The 19,816-nt window shown below is 50.8% G+C and carries 13 protein-coding genes and 1 pseudogene; 5 read left to right on the plus strand and 9 right to left on the minus strand.

The window, feature by feature from the left end:
* Nucleotides 1-69 precede the first annotated feature (69 nt).
* Nucleotides 70-636: a cupin domain-containing protein gene (locus ACR0C9_RS09465; protein ID WP_170456026.1), complete on the plus strand. Its 567-nt coding sequence runs from the start codon at nt 70-72 to the stop codon at nt 634-636.
* 935 nt (nt 637-1,571) lie between these two features.
* Here the strand turns inward: ACR0C9_RS09465 and ACR0C9_RS09470 are convergent.
* Nucleotides 1,572-1,693, minus strand: a pseudogene (locus ACR0C9_RS09470) (IS3 family transposase); the annotation flags it as partial.
* A 102-nt stretch (nt 1,694-1,795) separates the two neighbouring features.
* The gene (locus ACR0C9_RS09475) at nt 1,796-2,494 is read right to left on the minus strand and encodes a Crp/Fnr family transcriptional regulator (protein ID WP_480780879.1); all 699 of its coding nucleotides are present in this window, start codon (nt 2,492-2,494) and stop codon (nt 1,796-1,798) included.
* A gap of 306 nt (nt 2,495-2,800) precedes the next feature.
* Here ACR0C9_RS09475 and ACR0C9_RS09480 point away from each other — a divergent pair, with 306 nt between their 5' ends.
* Entirely contained in the window at nt 2,801-6,403 is a 3,603-nt protein-coding gene (locus ACR0C9_RS09480; RefSeq protein ID WP_480780880.1) for an AAA family ATPase, read from the plus strand.
* A 2-nt stretch (nt 6,404-6,405) separates the two neighbouring features.
* Here ACR0C9_RS09480 and qhpG read toward each other — a convergent pair whose 3' ends face one another.
* The 7 genes from qhpG to ACR0C9_RS09515 form a co-directional block, all read right to left on the minus strand.
* On the minus strand, nt 6,406-7,839 hold the full coding sequence (gene qhpG, locus ACR0C9_RS09485; protein WP_480780881.1) for a flavin-dependent monooxygenase QhpG: 1,434 nt from the start codon (nt 7,837-7,839) through the stop codon (nt 6,406-6,408).
* Nucleotides 7,840-7,853: 14 nt separating this feature from the next.
* Nucleotides 7,854-9,290, minus strand: a complete 1,437-nt coding sequence (locus tag ACR0C9_RS09490; RefSeq protein ID WP_480780882.1) for a radical SAM protein — start codon at nt 9,288-9,290, stop codon at nt 7,854-7,856.
* Nucleotides 9,287-10,201 (minus strand): hypothetical protein, encoded by a 915-nt coding sequence (locus tag ACR0C9_RS09495; RefSeq protein ID WP_480780883.1) that lies wholly within the window; start codon nt 10,199-10,201, stop codon nt 9,287-9,289. The genes ACR0C9_RS09490 and ACR0C9_RS09495 overlap by 4 nt, the downstream gene beginning before the upstream one ends.
* 4 nt (nt 10,202-10,205) lie before the next feature.
* Complete coding sequence (locus ACR0C9_RS09500; RefSeq protein WP_480780884.1) at nt 10,206-11,972, minus strand: hypothetical protein; 1,767 nt, start codon at nt 11,970-11,972, stop codon at nt 10,206-10,208.
* 161 nt (nt 11,973-12,133) lie between these two features.
* On the minus strand, nt 12,134-13,828 hold the full coding sequence (locus ACR0C9_RS09505; RefSeq protein WP_480780885.1) for a ferritin-like domain-containing protein: 1,695 nt from the start codon (nt 13,826-13,828) through the stop codon (nt 12,134-12,136).
* Nucleotides 13,829-13,863: 35 nt separating this feature from the next.
* Complete coding sequence (locus tag ACR0C9_RS09510) at nt 13,864-14,634, minus strand: NAD(P)-binding domain-containing protein (RefSeq protein ID WP_480780886.1); 771 nt, start codon at nt 14,632-14,634, stop codon at nt 13,864-13,866.
* Between the two features lie 1,064 nt (nt 14,635-15,698).
* Nucleotides 15,699-16,079: a hypothetical protein gene (locus ACR0C9_RS09515; protein WP_480780887.1), complete on the minus strand. Its 381-nt coding sequence runs from the start codon at nt 16,077-16,079 to the stop codon at nt 15,699-15,701.
* An 87-nt stretch (nt 16,080-16,166) separates the two neighbouring features.
* Here ACR0C9_RS09515 and ACR0C9_RS09520 point away from each other — a divergent pair, with 87 nt between their 5' ends.
* Genes ACR0C9_RS09520 through ACR0C9_RS09530 form a run of 3 tightly spaced genes read left to right on the plus strand, consistent with a single transcriptional unit; the run spans nt 16,167 to nt 19,518 of the window.
* The gene (locus ACR0C9_RS09520; RefSeq protein ID WP_480780888.1) at nt 16,167-17,723 is read left to right on the plus strand and encodes a recombinase family protein; all 1,557 of its coding nucleotides are present in this window, start codon (nt 16,167-16,169) and stop codon (nt 17,721-17,723) included.
* The gene (locus tag ACR0C9_RS09525) at nt 17,723-18,622 is read left to right on the plus strand and encodes a plasmid partitioning protein RepB C-terminal domain-containing protein (protein WP_039970451.1); all 900 of its coding nucleotides are present in this window, start codon (nt 17,723-17,725) and stop codon (nt 18,620-18,622) included. The genes ACR0C9_RS09520 and ACR0C9_RS09525 overlap by 1 nt, the downstream gene beginning before the upstream one ends.
* Nucleotides 18,619-19,518 (plus strand): plasmid partitioning protein RepB C-terminal domain-containing protein, encoded by a 900-nt coding sequence (locus ACR0C9_RS09530; protein ID WP_480780889.1) that lies wholly within the window; start codon nt 18,619-18,621, stop codon nt 19,516-19,518. The genes ACR0C9_RS09525 and ACR0C9_RS09530 overlap by 4 nt, the downstream gene beginning before the upstream one ends.
* The last annotated feature ends 298 nt before the right edge of the window (nt 19,519-19,816 follow it).

The raw sequence follows: 19,816 nt of genomic DNA on the forward strand, positions 1-19,816 counted from the left end.
ATTCTGTAAGTTATTGAAAAACAGACCGCCGCCCCCTAATGTGCTTAAAATCAAAAGCGGGAAATCATTATGGATGCCTCACTAAAATCTGATCTGGAAACCGCAAGACGGCTGCGATTGATTCGAACCTCAAAGGGCCTCAGTCAGCGCGAAATGGCAAAGCGGGCCGGTGTGGGAAGCGGTACGATTTCTCAAATTGAAAGCGGATCGTCCCAGCCATCTGTGGCATTGCTCAAGAAGATTCTTGCAGGTGTAGACATAAATCTTGGTTTCTTTTTCAGCTTTGAACTCAAAAACGACGACAGCTTTTATTTTCCTCACAGCAGCATGCGTGATCTTGGATCACCCGGAGTTTCCTATTTGCTTGTCGCAGGTGAGCGCCGAGACAGAAAGCTTCAGATGCTCATAGAAAAGTACGACGTCGGAGCTGACTCGGGTCGGTCTGAACTATCGCATGAAGGAGAGGAATGCGCGGTTGTGATAGAGGGCCGTCTTGAAGTGACGGTAGATGGGCAGTCCAGGGTTCTGGGTCCCGGGGACGCGTACTATTTCTCAAGCATATTGCCACACAGGTTTCGAAACGCTGGAGACACACCCTGTAAAGTCATTAGCGCATGCACTCCTTCGTCGTTCTGACTAAATCACAAGACCTCTTCTGTGAACGCTTCAATATTTCGCGGGATGGTCAAATTCGATAACCAACTCAGAATGTGGAAATGAAATCAACATTCACGATCAGGAGCCAACTGTCGCCTTTCTCACGCCCCCCCCCGACGGCGGGCTTATTAGGTTTCGCGCCTGCAGCGAATGGCCGAATGCGTGCTGCCGCTGCGGCATCTTGAATGCTCGGCGAAGGTCGGGATTGGGCCGAATGTCACTTTTCGCTATTAAGGGAATTTAATGATCGTCAATGGTGGCTATCATCCTTCACGCCTCATTCCTTTCGTGGGCCAGCGGGATTTGGACAAGCCAAACGCCCCTGGCCGTCAGGGTGAGGGCGCTGCCCTCCCCCTAGGGTAACCCTATTAGACAGGCCGTGTCCTCGGCTGTGCCTGCGGGCCGCACCACCCCTATCGAATAGCGTTGCCTCGCCCCCTCCCGCGTTCGCCACGTGGCAGATTAGCAGGAACAGGCAGCTTCGCTGTCTGACCTACAAATCAGCTCTGATTTTCCGATATGGATGTCAGATCAAACCATAATGTCTGCGGGAGTATGAAATCGGGGCGGCGTGTTAGTTGATGACTCAAAGATCAAATTCAACTGATATCCAACGTTGGGGGCGCCTTCCGATGTCGAACGTTCACTGATTTCTGGTCCAACTGTGACGGTTGGGTCAGGTTCGTGTGACGTTCAACAAGCACTGTGGAACGTCACTGATCTTTGACTCAATCGACGGTCAAAACCTCAATAGAACTGGGAATCGCGTCATTCATTTCTGACCCAAACGTCAAGCATTTCTGACCCAATACGAATAGCGGCCCTTCATCGGCGCTGCTCCATAAAGTCCGCTCCCGGAGATGCACCGCACGGCTGATCCGCTTGACGGTGCGCCATAGACCATTCATCAACTAGGTCTGCTTAGTTATGTGGATCTTGCGGATCGCATCGACCCGCCCCCTACCTTGCCCCATCAGAACTTCAACCTGCCGTAGCTTCGAGACAATCTCCTCGGCTTGCGTCGCTTATTTCCCATCGTAAATCCTCCGTTCTTCTAAACATAGCGGCGGACCACTTAAAAGGGGGAGGATCAAGAGAACAAGCATGATATTAGATTGGTGTATCCACCGTTCAAACATCACCTTGTGCGACCAGGATCGTGAGCTATGACGCCTTCGACTTCTCGCAGTTTGGCAATATCGCACAGAAGTAGCTGCGGTCCATCCCGGATGACGAGGCGCAACTTGCTCCAGCGGCTCATCTCTCGCGATACTGCCTCACGGTGAGTACTGATACGCACCGCCAAATCGTAGTGGGTCGGGGCCGGCGAGATTATCGCCGTGCCTTCGCGGAAATTGGGACCGCCAGCCAAACGAAGCAACTCATGCACCAACCTTTCGCGGACCAACATAGTCGAAAATTCGAATATGCGTTCTGTCATCACCCGGCTTTGCCTAGCAAAGTGATGCAACAGCGCTGACGCGAAATCCGGTTCGGTTATGGTTAACCGTGCGAACTGCTCGCGCGTTAATACGTTGACGGTCACATCGCTGACCGCAATGATGCTGGCCGAGCGTGGCTCTCCATCGATGGCTGCCAATTCCCCGAATATCTCACCTTCACGGACGTCGCGAAAGGTAACCATCTTACCCTCAGCCGACAAAACCGTCGCGCGCACCACGCCCTCCAGCACCACAAAGGCTGAATCGGATGTGTCATCTTGTGCAATGATTATTTCGCCTGCAGAATAGCACTGAGTTGCACTCATCTGTTCCAAAGCCTGACGTGCCGATGGAGATAAGTAATTGATAAAACAGCTAGCGTCTGGTCGGTCCATGCTCGTCCTTGCGCATTTACTGGGCTGGCAAAAACCCCGCGGAATCACTTGGCCGAGAGCATTATACTGCGGGATGTCAAGGAGGCCGCAAAGAGTTGCAATACGGCCCCAAATAGAATTTGCGCGAAAACCGCCATGGGTTATCCAAAGTTGATGAATGCGATCCAAATATCCGATCGCAAGCTACGAAGCTTGAACGGTTTGCATCGTCCCATAGACCGAGGGCGGTTCGTACACTAAAATTTGACCTAAACTGCTCACGTGGGCCCCTCCAAAGCCCCCAAGTTTTCATACGGTGCGAATAACATGAAAAACAAGGAACTTATTAAAAGAACTGCCGTTATCTGCTACGCAGATGCTAGTAAATACACTCTCCTGACCCGCGAAGATGAAGACGGAACGCATTCAGTATTGAAGTATGAGTTAGAACGTCTTACCCAAATTGTAAAAGATTACGGCGGAACAAATCTTGGATTTGCTGGAGATTCACTTCTCTCTGAATTCCCGACCATTAAAAGTTCCGTAGAAGCAGCTCTCGAATTTCAGAGACGAGAAGAGAAGTGGGCAGATGACGAACAAGTTATTCGCTTGCGGTTTAGAATTGGTATCAATTTTGGCGATGTGATTGAGGATAAAGGGAATATCTACGGGGATGGCGTGAACCTTGCGGAGCGTTTGCACCGACTTGCTGATCCGGGCGAGATCTGTGTATCCGAAGCTATGTATCGGGCCTTGGAAAGTACAAGCTCTTGGCATTTTCATGACATTGGCAAACATTCAGTCCACAATGTTAAACAGCCTATTAGAGCTTACATCGTTTCTGAAAGGTCCTTAACTCGACGGCAAAGTCGGATTGCAGTTACGACCACTCAGCTTGACTATTTGATCGCAATGTCTGTCAGAATTTTGGAATTTTCAACGCTGGCCAACGCAACTGATCTGGAAAAAATGTCTGAAACGACTGAGCACATCACCAGTCGTTTTGAGCTTATCGTCGGTCATTTCGGAGGAACTCCTCAGATCGGTACAAACGGGCGATTGCACGCTTTGTTTGGCACGCCCAAGAGTTTTGGGGACGATGCTGAGCGGGCTATTCAGGCAGCGTTAGATTTCGAGAGATTTTTGACTGAATCTGAATTGCAAACCTCAGTCCGGATTGGTTTGGACATCGGGCCGGTCCTTGTATCTAATATTAAAGGTCGCGAGAAGCAAGCTGTTGGCGCTCCACTGATAAATGCGGACTTAATTGTTTCCGCGTTTGACTCACCTGGTATTTGGGTATCTCGAATTTTGCGTGGTGCGTTGCCACCATCTTTTGAGTTTGATGCGCAGCAGAAAATAATAAAGCGAGACCAAAGGCAGCCGATTTGGAAACTTCTTAATTATAAGCCTACCCACATACCGGATCGAAATTTCGTTGGGCGCAAGCGTGAACTAGGACTGCTGCGACATTTGCTCAGCGATTGCTTCTCTAATGGCAAGGGCGCAACGATACAAATTTCAGGCGAAGCAGGATTAGGGAAATCTTCTTTGCTTTCCCAGTTTTTGAATTTGGCCGACGAGTTTTCCTGCATGAGTTGTTTTGGAGTAATTCGCGATTTCGGAGCGATAAGGGGGCGGGACGCGTTACGAATGATTTTTTTTCGACTACTTAGCACCGAAGAGTTCGTCGTTGAGCGATCGGATCAAGCAATACGAGCAATCGAAAGTCGCTGGCCTAATTCAATCATAGGTTCACTACTTTGCGAAATCATTGGACTGCCCCAGGGGAATGAAGGGGTGCATGAAATCGAAATCACAGATTTGGCGGTCCAAACAAAGGATCGTCGAGAGGCAATTATTGCTCTTTTGGAAGAGGCGACCGAGAAGCGCCCAGTGATCATTGCAGTCGAAGATATCCACTGGGCTGACACTTTTGTTTTGAGCGTCCTAGAAGTGTTTTTCGAGGCTTCACAGAACTTCCCATTATTAGTGGTTTTTACTTCGAGAGAGCAGAACAATATTTCAAACCGCCATCCGATTATTAACTTTCAACTATCGCATCTATCCATCCAAGAATCAAAAGAGCTAGCTCGTGAGACAGTTCGATCAGTTGAGGATGAGGAAAAGAAAAGGCTAGACGCTGAGAGAGTGGCTAGTTGCGTGCAACGCGCCGGCGGCCACCCATTTTTCTTGGTCAATTTAATCAGGAACGACTCGGCAGAAACAACGCACGAATTGCCGCCAACAATCATGAGTGCCATTCGGCATAGATTCGATGGGCTGTCTGAGGGAGAACTCTCGGTTCTTCAGAGTGCTTCCGTGGCGGGTCAGAAATCTGAATGGGACCTTGTCCGATACATCATGGGCTCGCAAGATGCTGATATTTCGCGTTTGGTAGATAGAAGATTGCTCAAAGCAGATCACGACAATTGTGTCTTTGAACATTCTTTGATTAGAGATGCTATGTATTCACTCCTCTTACCCTCCCGAAAGCAGCATTTGCACAAAAAGGCTGCCGAATACTACGAACTTCTCCAACATGATTTGCCTACGCTCGCAGAGCATCTCATGAGCGCCGGAGATAAACGAGCAGCCGACGCATTTTTTGCTGCAGCTCGCGCAGAGGCGCGGCAATATCGCAACGACAATGCGATCACTTTGGCGTCGCGGGGTCTTGAGTTGATTCCAGAGGATGACAATCAAAACCGAATAAAACTGGGGCTGTTCTTGGGAAAAACTCAAGCTTTGAATGGAGATTTGGTAAAATCAAGCGATAGCCTGAAGGCTGCACTTGAACTCGGGACTGACGAAGACGAAATACCTCAAATTGAAGTTCAGCTTGCAGCGAATGCTGCTGGCTGTGATCGCTATGAAGATGCTCTGAAACTACTTGATAGTGCGATCTCCAAGATCTCGAGCACCGGAGATCACGAGAAACTTGCGAATGCATATCGAGAGAGAGGAAACGTTTACTTTGCTCTTGGCAAGATCAAGGAGTGTTCCAATTCTCACAATGCTGCACACAAGCACGCCGAAACTTCCAGAGATCCGACTACTTTGATACAAACTTATGGCGGGATGGGCGACGCCGAATATGCTCTTGGGCGTATGAGGCGCGCGCGCGACTATTTCGAGAGATGCGTAGAGATGGCGACTGCTCATGGTATGCTTCATCTCAGAGGTGCAAACGAACACATGCTTCCAACGTGCGGGCACTACTTCCGCAATCTTGCTTCTGTTGTTAGTGAATGCGAAGCAGCCTTGGAAATTGCGCGTTCAGGTTCTCATCGACGGGGTCAACTTTGTTGCTTTTCGGTACTAAGTGTCGTCCATTTCGACAGAGGTGACAGTGCAGCTGCGCTTGAAGCTGCAGAAAGCGCCGAAAGTCTCGCCAGAACTTTACACTTGGCCCGTTTTCGACCGCTCAACTTGACTTACATGGCCAAAGTCTGTCGTGTCGGACATCAGATCGCCAAGGCGCGGGAATATATCGATGAAGCTTTGCTACTATCGCGTCAGCTCGGTATGAACTACAACGGTCCCCGCATCCTTGCTGAGAAAGCTTTGCTGAGTGACAATGTGGATTCCAAAAAACGTGCACTTGATGAGGGAAAGGAGATTCTGTCCGGTGGTTGTATCGGGTCCGGTCATCTTTGGTTTCATCGAGATGCGATCGAAGTTTCTCTCGGAATCGGAGAATTAGAGAGCGCCGAAGAACATATGGATGCTCTAGAAAGGTATTCGCTCGCCGATGACTTAACTTGGGCAAAACTAATATGTGCGCGTGGAAGAACGCTTATTAAGTACTCAGGTGACGCTGACGTCTCCTCGAAACATGAAGAACTTAAGGCGTTAATGTCGGCAGCTACCAACTACGGCTTCGGATCGCTTGTGGATAATATTAAACAAGATCTTTTGCAGCAATAGAATTAACGCTGCCGGTGTTCGGGTGCTCCCGTATTAACAACTACGCCTCTAGTGTAAAGCATTTGCAGAAGTGCAATTGCATCGGATTCTTTTAGTCTTTGCCTCCAAATCTGAATGATCTCTTGCACAGAAATATTGGACTTCAAAACCCATACAAGGTCTTTCAATGACACGGAATGATAAAAAGCAAATGGTTCATCCAGACTAGGATGATGCAGCGCTGGTGAAAGTTCAACAAAGTTCCCTGCGAGCAAGGGGACTTTTTGGAATTTTGCTTGATTGCATAGTTTTACAATGCTGCTCGGAGAAAGTGGAATTGGCGAGCGAGTTGCTTCAGGGCGGGCTGCAGTTTCTTTTAACGCCGCTCTTCGACGCCAGAAGGTCGTCGGATGCAAAACTGCCTGCTCTCGATAGTAACCTCCCGCCACGTTCTGAGCATGCTGCAGTATTCGGCTCTGTCGTTCTCTGTAAAAAGTTTCAGCAATATCCTTATCTTTAGGCCTCGCAAGCATTGTATTTATGACCGCCGCGCCACGTAGGGCAGAAGACATCGCAAAAATCACTCCTTGAGCAGACAACGGGTCGACGCTAAAGGCTGCATCACCCACTCTAATGAAACCGTCAGAAATTGGCGGCTCCTTTGAGAGAATTGATGCATCACATGCAAAAACCTTAGTGCATAACGTGCCATCGATGTTTCCATCTTCTCTGTTCAAGCCTTGCAATAGCTCTAGGTACGCTGCCTTTAGTGAGGATGCGCGCTTAATGACTGGGTTCCAAGGGTCGGAAAAAACCGCCAAATTGGTCGTGCCATCTGGGAGCGAGGCGCTCCAGATCCATGAATTTTTATCGGCGATTATTCTGGTGCCATAGCATGCCCGAGTTTCTGTGCTCCAATATGCAAAGAGTGCCAAGGTTTTTGGGGACATTCGCTCGGTTCGGGCGGCAAATTGTGACCTGCGTCCCGTCGCGGCCACAACGTAGCAGCAATCTACACGCGCTTGTTCAACCCCGTGTCGGATGATCAAACTCCATTCACCACTTTTTAGTCGCTTTGACTGGACGATTACTGCAGGCATTCTCACGTCAACCCCTGCCTCAAACACCGCGTCGCGAAGAGTTTGATCAAATCTGGCGCGGTCGGTATGGAAGGCTGCCAGCGGATCATCCTGCGTCGATATATGGCGTTTCCCTGCCCAATCCACGACTGATCCAGCACGCTTCATGCAGTTGGCGCTCTCGAGGCGATCACGCACACCAAGAGTGTCGAGTATGGCCAACACCGGGCGGGCTATCGATTCTCCTAGTCGTCGGCAGGGCTCGATATTCCGCTCCAACAGACATACCTTAAGGCCCAGCGTGTTCAGTCGCATGGCAATTGCGCACCCGGCGGGACCGCCACCAACGACACATACATCAAATACCCGGCTGCGCATGTGAGTACTCAGAGTTAATCATTCGCTTCGGCAGCACCCGCAATGGAAGGCTCGGCCACCTCTTGAACACGCAATTCGGAAGACGCAACAACATCTGAGAAAGAAGGGACGGGCAAACCAAAATAGTTTGGAACTTTTTTGCGCAAGCGCACGTATGCCTTTAGGCAATAATGCAACCATCCCCGGACGTAGTCACAAGAAGGCCGGCCCCGTTCAATCACTTCGTGGTGGCAGCCACCTCCACACAAATACCGGGCCCAACATCCCGAGCATGGGCTCTGGAAGTGGACATGCCGTTCCGAAAGCCACCTCCTCTGGGATTTGCCATCTAGGCCCTGCCAGATGTTTCCCATAGCTCCAGCGTCATCGTCAACAAAACGGTGACAGGCAAACAATCCTCCGTCTGCTGATACACCGAGATATCCTGCCCCGGCACCGCATGGGTATGGGCGATGTGTTCCCTGGTGGAGTTCTTTGAGAGCATTGACCATATTTGCGAATGGGAACCGGCGACCAGCCAGAATATGGCTCTCAAACGCCCTTCCGCACGAAATCATTTGCTCCAGCAAGACCGTTAGATCCGATTTGTCCATCTCGCCAATGCCAGTGGGAGAACGCAACATTGGCGAAAAGCCAACACTATGAAACCCGAGCGCTACAAACTCCTCCAGTGTTTCAGTTAGCCTAAGGTTTTTCGGAGTTACCGTCACTCTAGCCGAAACCTGCATCTGCCGTTGTGTCAAGAGTAGCGTCTCGATGCGTTTAAGGATTCTCTCATAGCTACCACGGCCACCTTTGAAAGGGCGCAATGCATCGTGGGTTTCTCCGACTCCATCTAAGCTGATCGTGACGGCAAATCCATGGCGCTCAAAAAACTCCGCATCCTCTGGCCGGACCAAGGTACCATTTGTCGTTATGGAAAAGCCAATTCGCACCCCGAGTTCTTCGGCGCGTTTGGCGGCATAATCAGTCGTTCGTTGCAGCAGCACCCTGTTGATCAGCGGCTCGCCACCTAGAAAGGCTAAGTTAACCCTCTCCCCTGGCTTCACTCCACGGACAAGGCGTTCGACTGACGCCAGTGCTACGTCTTCAGACATGTTCTTTGCAGCGCCTCCGAACTCACCCTGTTGGGCATAGCAGTAGGTGCAGCCAAGATTGCACTTTTGCGCGATGGCCAGCGAAAGTGCATGTGGAGGAAACCGTTTCACCGGCCTGTCATCGATCAGCGGCGGAGTATCTAGACCAAAGCGCGCGAGAAGTGCGCCAGCCCCGTCGGTATCCCCGGCACCCGTCAGCCTCTGATATGCATCAGCAAACTCATCCTCCACCGCAATAATTCTTGAGCCGTTTGCTAGAAACAGGTGGGGCCCGTCTTCAGTATCGAATAAAAAGCCTTGCGAAAGCCATGACCTCTCCTCTCCTGCGAAATCCGCTAGATTTGAGGAGGTCATGTTTCCACCCCTGAGTCATCCCCGGTCGCTGCCGCCGGATTTGGCACCACACCATCAGGAACATCTTTCCCACCCACTACAAATTGGAACTTACTTTCCCAATCTTGCATGACGTCTTCATGTTTGAGGTTCTCCTCAGGTCGCAATGAATAAAACGGTTTGCCATCTTCAACTACGCGATCCGGATTCAACCAATGATTTCCGGCGTCATTTTCGTCAGTTATGTTTACGTAGTCAGGACGATTAGATGCCCAATAATAGCAGGCACAACCAATATAATCTGTTTGCCAAGGCGAACATAAGCTCTCAGTTATCTCTCCTGCTAGTGTAGTCGATTTCGAAATAAGCCCGCTATTGTTTTCCACAAGAGAGTTGACAGTAAACTCATGTGACGATGGAAATTCCACCATGCCCAATCCGTTCGTCGTAATCGCTCGTGCACTGAACTTGCACAAGACCGGCAATTTACTCCGAATAGCCTTTTCGAAGTGGATTCTGGAAAGCGAGTTACTCCACTCAAGCGGAGTGCTGCTGAGCCGTTCGTTTTGGCCACCGATAGTTTTTGGCCCAGTCACGTCAATTGTAAGAGACTTGCCGTCGACACTATCCAAGAACAAACCTGCGAACGTAAATCCTTCCTCAGCAATAAAGTCAATCACGGCTATCAGCTCATCGAGAAAACCAGTCGGCACCTCTGACTGAGACACCGCGATTACTTGATTTGTAGACTCAAGAAGTTCAATTCCCTTGAACACACGTTTCCAAACATTCTGAAAGTTGAACTCCAAGCCTGGAAAAAAATTGCCAACCGCAGTACTTGGATGGGAGGCAGGTGGATTTCCCACGCCCAGGTAGTTCTGTTGAGCGAGAGCATCAGTGGGCGAGATGCTATCAGGTAATGATTTTGCCATCGAATTAATCCTTAATCTTCAAGTTTGAGGGAACCGTAGCTCGCTCTGTAGAATTGTTTTCAGGACTGCGCGGTGTGTTCCTCCATCCTGGGGCAGGATCTATCTTCATCTTCTCAATCCGGACACCAGCTTTCGCACTCGTGGCTCCCGGCTCCACATTGTGTACTGCGACATCGTTTTCTTGAGGTTCATCTGCCCCGGGAACGATACTAGCTGCCACAGGGAGCGCTCCCGGTTGCCCTTCGTGTTCGACGACGTTGTCTTCTTGTGGTTCGTCTGTTTCCTGAGTGAAAGTCGAGTCTGCCAATCCGAGCTTATTGATTTGCCTCATTGTAAGACAAAGCTCGAGGCCTTCATTGCCTCTCATCATCGACGGCATCAATCGTCGCGAGTCATTTGACAAGTCGGCAATTTGTTCAGGCATACGAACAATGCCCATCATAGGAAAGGCGTCTTCTAAGTCGGCCGCTTGCAGTGCAGCGCGAAGTGCGAAACCGTGAGCCTGAACGACGCTTGAGTACTCTGCACCACCCTGCCCAAAAGTAGGTTCATAAATTCGACCCGTCCCGGTAACTTGGCCTGGCATATTGTTTCGATTTTGAGGAATACCGGCGATTGGTTCATCCCCGTTTTGTACCATTGTGTTCATTTGTTGAACTGTCTCGACGCCTCGACGAAGAATATCCTGTACGTCATTCAGTGCACTTTTTTTGCCGTCATCATCAATTGGCGTGTCCACAATAGTACCCATAACCATTTGCTCGACGTCATCGGAGATCGATCGCACCGGCAAGCAATCGGGAGCAAAGTCAGGCACCGCAGACGAAAAACGAGCGTACGAACTAATCGTTTTTTCCGGAAGGGAAATTGAAACCTCGAGAATCCCATCACAAGTATCGTCGAAGTAGCCATGGCTCAGCTTCGTGTTTCCAACGTCCTCACCTTGAAAAATATCTGCGGGCGCAGTGAAGGGCGGTGTATCCGGCTTGTTGTACCAATAGCGATCCCATTTACCCGGATATTCAGTTGCAGGACTCTGTGCTGTATCGTGGCGAGCGGCACGATGTCCCGCATAAACGTCGTCGTTTGTAAGTGGCTCGCCGGTTTCTACATGTCTGTCAACCTGATTTGGTCCAAAGACCTTGCCCATTGCTGGTGTGAACCGAGCGCGGATTTGAGGGTGTGAGTCGTTTGGCCGAATGTACCTGATGGTACCAAATTTTATGTTTTTGCCTGGTTTGAAGTTTTGGCACTCACCCATCAGCGTTTTGGTGTCATGGTCAGAGAACTGATCAACAACGGCGACCACGTTGTCATTCTCATCGCCTGTCCGTCTGAAAGCTTTGGAGTTTGCAGCCACGACACGCCACTTCACATCAGATGCAGACAAGCCCAGTTCCGAGAGGTGTAGACTAGTAAGCCTAAGTAGCGGTCCATCGTCTTCGAAAACAGCCCACACTTCAAAAAAAGGACAAACTGGCTTGATTCTGCCATCGGCATCGCGGAAATTTATCGTCTCCACCTCCTCGACCCGCTGCAGGCTAACTGTTCCGTCGTCTGCGTTTACCACAAGCGATTCTGCTGCGATCAATTGACGGTAAGTCCGCGTTGGATTGTCATCTTCATCCTTTGCAACGGTTGGCTTCCCGTATTCATCGCGAAACACATCCAATACGTAATTCTGCATCGGCTCCGGCGAAGAGCCGAACCTAGCAATTCCCATGGGAGGCAATATTCTGATTTCTTTGATATCGGTGATTGTTTCTGACAATGTCTTACCCCTCCTTAGACGCCGCTATAGTGCAGTGCCGCAACAAGCTTCAGTCATCGAGATCCATTGTTCAACTTCGGGAAGCATCGAGTCTTGTCGTCATCCTAAAGCACTTCGATCTCGACCTAAGTGGGAAATCCCACACTCATTGACTGGGCGCTTTATTCAGGATGTCCTTCATCTATCCATTTCTTGAAGAGGTCGATATCCGCTTGCGGCCATCGCTGATCCGGCGGCATAAGCTGAGGGTGACCTTCAGGCTTCTCCAAACGCCTTAGGATTTTTTGACTGCGGGATTTGACCTCGTCGTAATCTGTCAGATCAAAGCGCTTGAAAGATGGGATCGTCGGCCCTGATTCACCTTTCATGTGCGCCGTGTCTATATCGGTGAATAACGGCTTGATGTCTCTTTCGAAACTGGTATTTGAACCTTCGCTCTCGGGCATGGCAATCCTCTCTCCGTGCGTTAGCTTTGTGATCAATTCTTGGTCTACGCTGCGAATAAATTCAAACACGGACGCATCTGAATCATTCAGAAAGGGATCGCTCGATTTAATATCTTCAACGAGTGACGCTGATGAATGTATCGTTGCTAGATGCGCACGGATGCGATCGCAGTCACGGTCTGGCAGTTGAAGCGTGTAAGGAAGCTCGAACGTCGGTCCAGCACGCATCGGATCGTCCGGCTCACCCAATGGGCGTTCGACGATCCGGTCAGAAATGGCGCTGAGAAGATGCATTTCGTTAAGAGCCGAGTCTCTAAATGCGTTTCGCCACATGATATTTGCCTGCGTGTTACTGTCGATCAAAAGGTGGTGCTGTAGCACGCCAAACATCAGCCTGTAACGAACGTTGAACAGTTGCGCCCATTTCCTCGCATGGACGTTTGAAATCGGAGTGACTTCAAATGCCCTGGCACGCTTGAATTCTAACGTACTCGGATTACACGGTACCGGAAGATGCGGAGACCAGGATTCCGAAGCCTCCAACGAGACTGCGTATGCCTTGTAGAGTTCCAGCAACTCTCTAAAGTGCGACGAATGTCCCTCGCCGTCGATGGTAGGAGCTTCCCCTTGCTCCGCGATCTCCCTAAGCGCTTCTATCGCTTCGCCGCGAGTGGTGATTGGAGGGATAAGGATACCACTGCCGTCGAATGTCCAGTCTTCTTCCTTAGCCTGATACCCCTCAACGAAGTTCAGAAAGTCGCCATCAGAAAGATGCTTCCCTTCTTGTCCATTCTGCGGTGCAGAAAACAAGTCTATGAGCCGAGCGTATAGTAGACCCACTCGATTTACGTTTTGTGTAGAACCGATGATGGCTTCAACCAGTGATCTTTCTAAGTCCTCCACGACTTCAAGGAACGGCATTTCAGCCGCGATGTATCGGTTGAGTGATCCAGCCTCTTCAAGGCAACGAGCGATTTCCTCTTCTGTTCCGCCCCCATCGGGAAGCTTGGCGGGCTGAGCGATCGTCAGCGGCTCAAGTGTAAACGGGAACGGGTAAAACTCTGAACGAAACGGAGTGTCTTCACGCTCAAAGTTTAGAGGCCCTCCGATCAGACGCAGGAGGTTCTGAACGGTAACCAAGTGTCCCATTTCTTCCTTGGCTATCTTCAGCAGAGTTTTGCTCCAGTCACGGGCTATTTTGTGCTGCTTGTTCAGAGTAAAGGAAGCGTACAGATACTGCACCATCAGAGAGTGCTCGATCTCCGCTGCCGTGTGCAGAAGAAAGATCGCTTCGTCGCGTGGTAAGAGTATCGGATCGTGGAAAGGAAGCTCTTTCTCCACCGATGATCCGAGCATTTCCGAGAATGCGACTAAACGTGAACCTTGCCAAGTTAGCAGTCGCGTACGCATCTTTCCCTCCTACGGTTATCACCTTCGGCGTGGAATCAGCCAGCTATATGTCTCTGGTAGATGGCTGTCATCTCTTCTTCGACGGCCGTGAACCAACCGACTTCGTGAAGACTTTGCAGCGCCCCCTCGCTAAGGCCTACTGAAGTCAAACAATTTTGGCATTCCAGTTCAAGCCTTTCCGCATCGAACTCCTGGGTCAGCACCGCAATTGCGTGAACCAAGGATGTCACATAACTTTTACTTTGTTCCGGTTTGGCACCATGTTTCGTAAGCCAGCAAACTGATGTGGCTGTGACTTCGAAGAACATTGCCATAAAGGCCCCAGCGCACGTGTATGCGTGAAACTGCGCTTCATCATCGAAGGTCATAACCTCGCCAATTTGAGAAAAAATATGTTCTACATCCTGCTCTCGCGGATATATCAGAATAGGGCCTATACCCTTGACAATTGGTGGCAATGGGTAGGCGCGAACGATTTTCGGACTAGACCTGCAGTAATGTCGTAATCTTGGCAAATCTATCCCGGTCGCTAAGCTAACAAGTGTTTGATCTGGCCGCAAAACAAGCCTTTGACAAATTTTTTGCACTTGCTCTGAACGCACTGCAAGAATGATAACACTGCACTTTGCAACGATCGTTTCAGCTTCAGCACGTATGACATTGTTGAATTTGGAGGAAAGCTTGTAAGATTGCGCCGAATTTCGGTTCGAGACCCAGACCTGAAACGGCCAAGCTGCGTGACCTAGTAAACCTTCCACTATTGCTGAACCCATGGCGCTGGTTCCAATTACCCCAATTTTCACCATGATTTCATTTCTGTAACTGTACCTCCGAATTTGCCAACAATTACAGTCTGTTTGCGCCAGTTTAGAGCCTTAGAATAAACTGTAAGGAGGATATGCATCGCTTGATCCTTTGTGACAGTTTTTTTCGAATTCTGCCCAAAATTGCACAATTCGCACAGCTACGATGTGTGGTTTCCCACAAGACTAGCTTTTTATTGGCTGGTACTTTCGCGTTACTGAGCCGGCGGAGCTCATCATAATCTCTCGATGCTGCAGGCATTGTTGCAATGGACCAGCTATATTGTAGCTTCCGTGCTCAACCATGCCTCAACGCCGCGATTCTGGTGCTGCAGCCACAAGCACTTTCTGCATCGGCAACAGCCAGCCTTGCAAGAGAAGGTTCAATTTGTGTTGCAGGTGTCGCCAAAAGTCACCTTGAATGAAAGGTCTCGCAACCTTTGGCTGTCCGATGGTGTCACAACGCTCGGCGAAAATCGCTAAACGGGTGTTATGTGAAGCGATCTCTGGTTGTATTATCGCCCATCTGAGTCCTCATCACTCCAGTGCCCCAACTGCAGATTCTCAAGACAGATCATCAAGGTTTGCACAGAGGACGATGTCACGTAGCGCAGAGACGTTCCGAAACGATGAGCTTTCAAAACGTTCTGCCGGATAAGCGCCTTCACCCGCGTTCGCCACGTGGCAGATTAGCAGGAACAGGCAGCTTCGCTGTCTGATCTGCAAATCAGCCCTGATTTCCCAAAAGGGAAGCCAGATCAAACGAAACCCTTAGTGGGAGAATTAAAATGGGAAATTTGGGTCAGTTTGAGACGCAAAGGTCAATTTCAACTGATGTCCAACGTTGGTGGTGCCTTCCGATGTCGAACGCTCACCCCGTTTCTGGTCCAACTGTGACGGTTGGGTCAGGTTCGTGTGACGTTCAACAAGCTGTCGGGCGACACATAGTTTTGCCATTCAACAACAGCTAAGCCATTGATTTTGAGTCATTCGATTTTTTAGGTGCGCACGGGTTTTGCCATTTGCGACTCAAAGGCTTTCCATCGAGATGGAGCAGCCGAAAGAGTCTATTCTGTTTTTTGATCGCCCTCATCGGCACAGATCGTTTCTAAATCACTCAAAATTTCTGCCAATTCTTCTCTCACAAGCTTTAGCCGTGCTATCGATATCGTTTCGCTCCGTCCCGCCAATTCGAGTACAACCGCGAAAACTGTGTCTGAATGCTTCATCAATGCGATCAGGTTTTCGCCTGTTGGTCCGTATGAGCCAGATATCCAGTTCTTAGCCGTTCGTTCACTTGCTCCAGTCCACCGCATCGTTGATTTTGTAGCTCGCCCTGCCCCACCCAGTTCTTGAGAAAGAGCGTCGCTGATCGCCTCCCTGTATTCTGACGCCGAAACGCGCTCGTCGCACTTTCGATGAAACGTGTTGCCCTTTTTATGAAACATGTTTCCGGACCTCTCCCTTTAGGATTGAGAAAGGAATCGCAGAGTTCCCGTACAGGTTTGCAAATTTGAGTGGTGGGAGCCGCAGCATTGAGTTGGCCGAAGAACAAGACAGACAGGGAAAACCGCCGGAACGCTGCACAGTACGTTCGCATGTCGACAGAGCATCAGCGCTACTCGACCGAAAACCAGGCCGACGCCATCCAGCGCTATGCCGATGAACGCGGCTACAGAATTATCCGAACCTATTCTGATGCAGGCAAAAGCGGATTGAGAATTCAAGGCCGCGCAGGCCTATCGCAATTGATCGACGACATCGAAACTGGCCAGACCGAATTCGGAACTGTTCTCGTTTACGATGTCAGCCGTTGGGGGCGCTTCCAGGACGCGGATGAAAGCGCCTACTACGAGTATATCTGCAATCGGGCTGGCATTTCGGTCGAATACTGTGCGGAACAGTTCGAGAATGATGGCAGCCCAATGTCCACCGTCGTCAAAGGTTTAAAGCGGGCAATGGCAGGCGAATACAGTCGCGAGCTTTCGCAAAAGGTCTTTGCGGGGCAGCAGCGGCTGATCGAGTTGGGCTATCGACAAGGCGGCGCAGCTGGGTTCGGGTTGCGGCGGATGCTGATTGATGAAGCAGGACGTACCAAGGGCATTCTTTCGCGAGGTGAACATAAGAGTATTCAGACCGACCGGGTAACACTTGTTCCGGGTCCCGCTGATGAAATCGCAATAGTGAATCAGATCTTCTTGAGATTTGTGAACGACGGTTGGTCTGAAACTGAGATTGCGTCAGACCTGAATCAGCGCGGAATTCCAACCGATCTGGATCGCGATTGGTCACCAGCGGTTGTACGTCAAATTCTGACCAACGAAAAATACATCGGGAATAATCTCTGGAACCGCAATTCCTTCAAACTTAAGAAACGCCATGTCCGGAACGATCCGGAAAATTGGGTTCGCGCTGTTGGTGCCTTTGAAGCAATCGTTGACGCCAACCTGTTCGACGCTGCCGGAGCAATTATTGCAGCCCGCTCCCATGTGTTGTCCGACGAAGAAATGCTAGATCGGCTAAAGGAGGTTTTGGAGGAAAACGGGTACCTCTCGGGCTTTGTCATCAATGAAGCACCAAAGCTTCCATCCAGCGGGGCCTATCAGAACAGATTTGGTAGCCTGTTGCGCGCTTACAGCCTCGTCGGCTTCAAGCCTGACAGAGATTACCGATACGTTGAGATCAACAGACGATTGCGCAGCCTGCATTCCGACATCATCCGGGACATCATCGCCGGAGTCGAAGCCGTTGGCGGAGATGTCGCTCGTGACCCCAATACAGATACCCTCATCATCAATGACGAGTTCACCGTTTCCATTGTCATCGCACGCTGCATGCAAACAGGCGCGGGCGCGTATCGCTGGAACATTCGCCTGAGCACCGGCCAACTTCCGGACTTGTCCATCGTCGTCAGGATGGGACAGGCCAATACCGCGCCCCTCGACTACTACTTGTTGCCCACCTTTGACATGACCAAATCAAAGTTACGCTTGGCGGAAAACAACGGCTTGTCCCTTGATGCATTCCGCTTCGACAACCTGGCGCATTTCTTCGACATGGCCGCACGTACGCCAATACTGGAGGCAGCGTGATGGACCATGCGCCGGTCGGACACACTGTTCTTGTTCCTGTCGATGCAATTACCGTCGTCAACCCAAGGCTCAGGAACAAAAAGGTGTTCGACGAGATTACCGCGAACATCGCGGAGCTTGGGTTGAAAAGACCCATAACGGTTGCTGCGCGTGAGACTGAGGACGGAAGTGAGCCAGCGTACGAATTGGTCTGCGGCCAGGGCCGCCTTGAGGCATTCAAGGTTCTTGGCCAGTCTGAAATACCAGCGATCGTCATAGATGCCAGCAGCGAAGATTGCCTTGTTATGAGCCTGGTGGAAAACCTGGCGCGCAGGCACCACCATTCGCTGGACTTGCTCAGAGACATTGGGCGCCTCAAAGAAAGGGGCTACTCTGAAACTGAAATCGCCGCCAAGACTCAGCTGTCCAAGAAGTATGTCCACGGCGTCATCAAACTTCTGGAAAGTCACGAACACCGCCTCCTGCGTGCAGTGGAGAGTGGTAAGATTCCGGTCAGTGTTGCCGTTGACATTGCGGACGCGGATGACGTCGGCGTGCAACGTGTTCTGAGGCAAGCTTATGAGAAAAAGCTTCTGCGCGGCGGCAGACTCCTGGCGGCTAAACGTCTTGTTGAGGCGCGCCAGAAGCATGGCAAGGGCCGCGCGCCCACTGGCGAACGACCGCGTAAAAGCCTGTCGGTCGAAAGCCTGCTCAAGACTTATGAAAACGATGTCGAGAAAAAGAAGGTGTTGCTGAGAAAAGCAAGTGCAACGCGCAGCGAACTGCTCTTTCTGACACAAGCGCTCAAGACCCTGATGACTGACGAAAACTTCGTCACTTTGCTTCGCGCCGAAGGGCTTACCAATCTGCCAAAGCAGGTTGCAGACCGGTTGGCGCAATCCGAGGAGGTGTCCGCATGACGGTGACCAGGAAAGAACGGACGGTTGTAGCTGCTTTTGAACAGGAACTGGTGACACTCTCATTCTTGAACATCGCGCCGCTCTATGTGCTCACGCCGCAAAAGAAGGCCAGCATCAAGTTCAAACAGATCGCCGCATCAGTTCAGGAAATTGGCCTTGTTGAACCTATTGTTGTGTCCCGCGACCCGTACAACGCTGGTCAATATACTCTGCTTGATGGGCATCTGCGCCTCGAGGTTTTGAAAGACCAGGGTCAGACACATGCGCGATGTCTTGTCTCCACGGACGACGAAGCCTTCACCTACAACAAACGCATCTCTCGTCTCGCGACCATTCAAGAGCACAAGATGATCCTGAGAGCCCTCTCTCTTGGCGTACCGGAGGCCCGTTTGGCGAGCGCGCTTAATGTCAACATCAAGACCCTGAAGCAGAAACGCCAGCTTCTGGATGGTATTTGCGATGAGGCGGCGGAACTGCTGAAAGACAAACAAGTGGCTTTGACTGGGTTTCAGATTCTGAAAAAGATGAAGCCAATCCGCCAGATTGAAGCAGCGCAATTGATGGTCGCCATGAATAAGTTCACGATCAACTATGCCCGATCGCTTCTGGCCGCGACACCCGAGCGCCAGTTGGTGTCAGCGGCAACGCCGAAAAAGATCAAAGGCATTTCGCGCGAACAGCTGGAGCTGATGGAGCGCGAGTCTGCCAATCTGGAACGCGAGGTCCGCCTTGTCGAAGACAGCTACGGCGCGGATCATCTCGATCTGGTCCTGACACGCGGGTACATCGCGAAACTGATGCGCAGCGAGCAGATCACACGCTACCTGTCGCTGCACCATGACGCGTTCTTGCCCGCATTTGAAAAAATCACCGAGAACGAGGCCTTCACTTCATGATCTCTCGCGGCTGATTGAAACGGTTATTGGGGACCCGGACCCATCAAGCGCGGGGACCGCAGGAGACGCCGCACGGTGGGGCGGATCAAGCGCGGCGATGGGGAGGACGGCGACCCCGTCGGAGCCCATCATGCCGGGCCAGATGCCCGGCAGGTTTCTCGATGGTCCGCGCGTGTCTCCCGATACAGAGGCACGCGCAGACAACTTTTGGCTGAAATGCCTCACCATAACGAACCGCGAACGTCGTTGAAGCGGCATAATGTGAAGCGATATCTGGTTCAGTGGTTCTTTAATCTGC

The sequence above is a fragment of the Ruegeria sp. C12 genome (assembly GCF_056537745.1).

What these genes read in the sequence shown, in the direction of transcription:
- ACR0C9_RS09495 (WP_480780883.1), bottom strand. Translation starts at nt 10,201, where the DNA reads ATGGCAAAATCATTACCTGATAGCATCTCGCCCACTGATGCTCTCGCT.
- ACR0C9_RS09505 (WP_480780885.1), bottom strand. Translation starts at nt 13,828, where the DNA reads ATGCGTACGCGACTGCTAACTTGGCAAGGTTCACGTTTAGTCGCATTC.
- ACR0C9_RS09475 (WP_480780879.1), bottom strand. Translation starts at nt 2,494, where the DNA reads ATGGACCGACCAGACGCTAGCTGTTTTATCAATTACTTATCTCCATCG.
- ACR0C9_RS09530 (WP_480780889.1), top strand. Translation starts at nt 18,619, where the DNA reads ATGACGGTGACCAGGAAAGAACGGACGGTTGTAGCTGCTTTTGAACAG.
- ACR0C9_RS09490 (WP_480780882.1), bottom strand. Translation starts at nt 9,290, where the DNA reads ATGACCTCCTCAAATCTAGCGGATTTCGCAGGAGAGGAGAGGTCATGG.
- qhpG (WP_480780881.1), bottom strand. Translation starts at nt 7,839, where the DNA reads ATGCGCAGCCGGGTATTTGATGTATGTGTCGTTGGTGGCGGTCCCGCC.
- ACR0C9_RS09515 (WP_480780887.1), bottom strand. Translation starts at nt 16,079, where the DNA reads ATGTTTCATAAAAAGGGCAACACGTTTCATCGAAAGTGCGACGAGCGC.
- ACR0C9_RS09465 (WP_170456026.1), top strand. Translation starts at nt 70, where the DNA reads ATGGATGCCTCACTAAAATCTGATCTGGAAACCGCAAGACGGCTGCGA.
- ACR0C9_RS09480 (WP_480780880.1), top strand. Translation starts at nt 2,801, where the DNA reads ATGAAAAACAAGGAACTTATTAAAAGAACTGCCGTTATCTGCTACGCA.
- ACR0C9_RS09510 (WP_480780886.1), bottom strand. Translation starts at nt 14,634, where the DNA reads ATGGTGAAAATTGGGGTAATTGGAACCAGCGCCATGGGTTCAGCAATA.
- ACR0C9_RS09525 (WP_039970451.1), top strand. Translation starts at nt 17,723, where the DNA reads ATGGACCATGCGCCGGTCGGACACACTGTTCTTGTTCCTGTCGATGCA.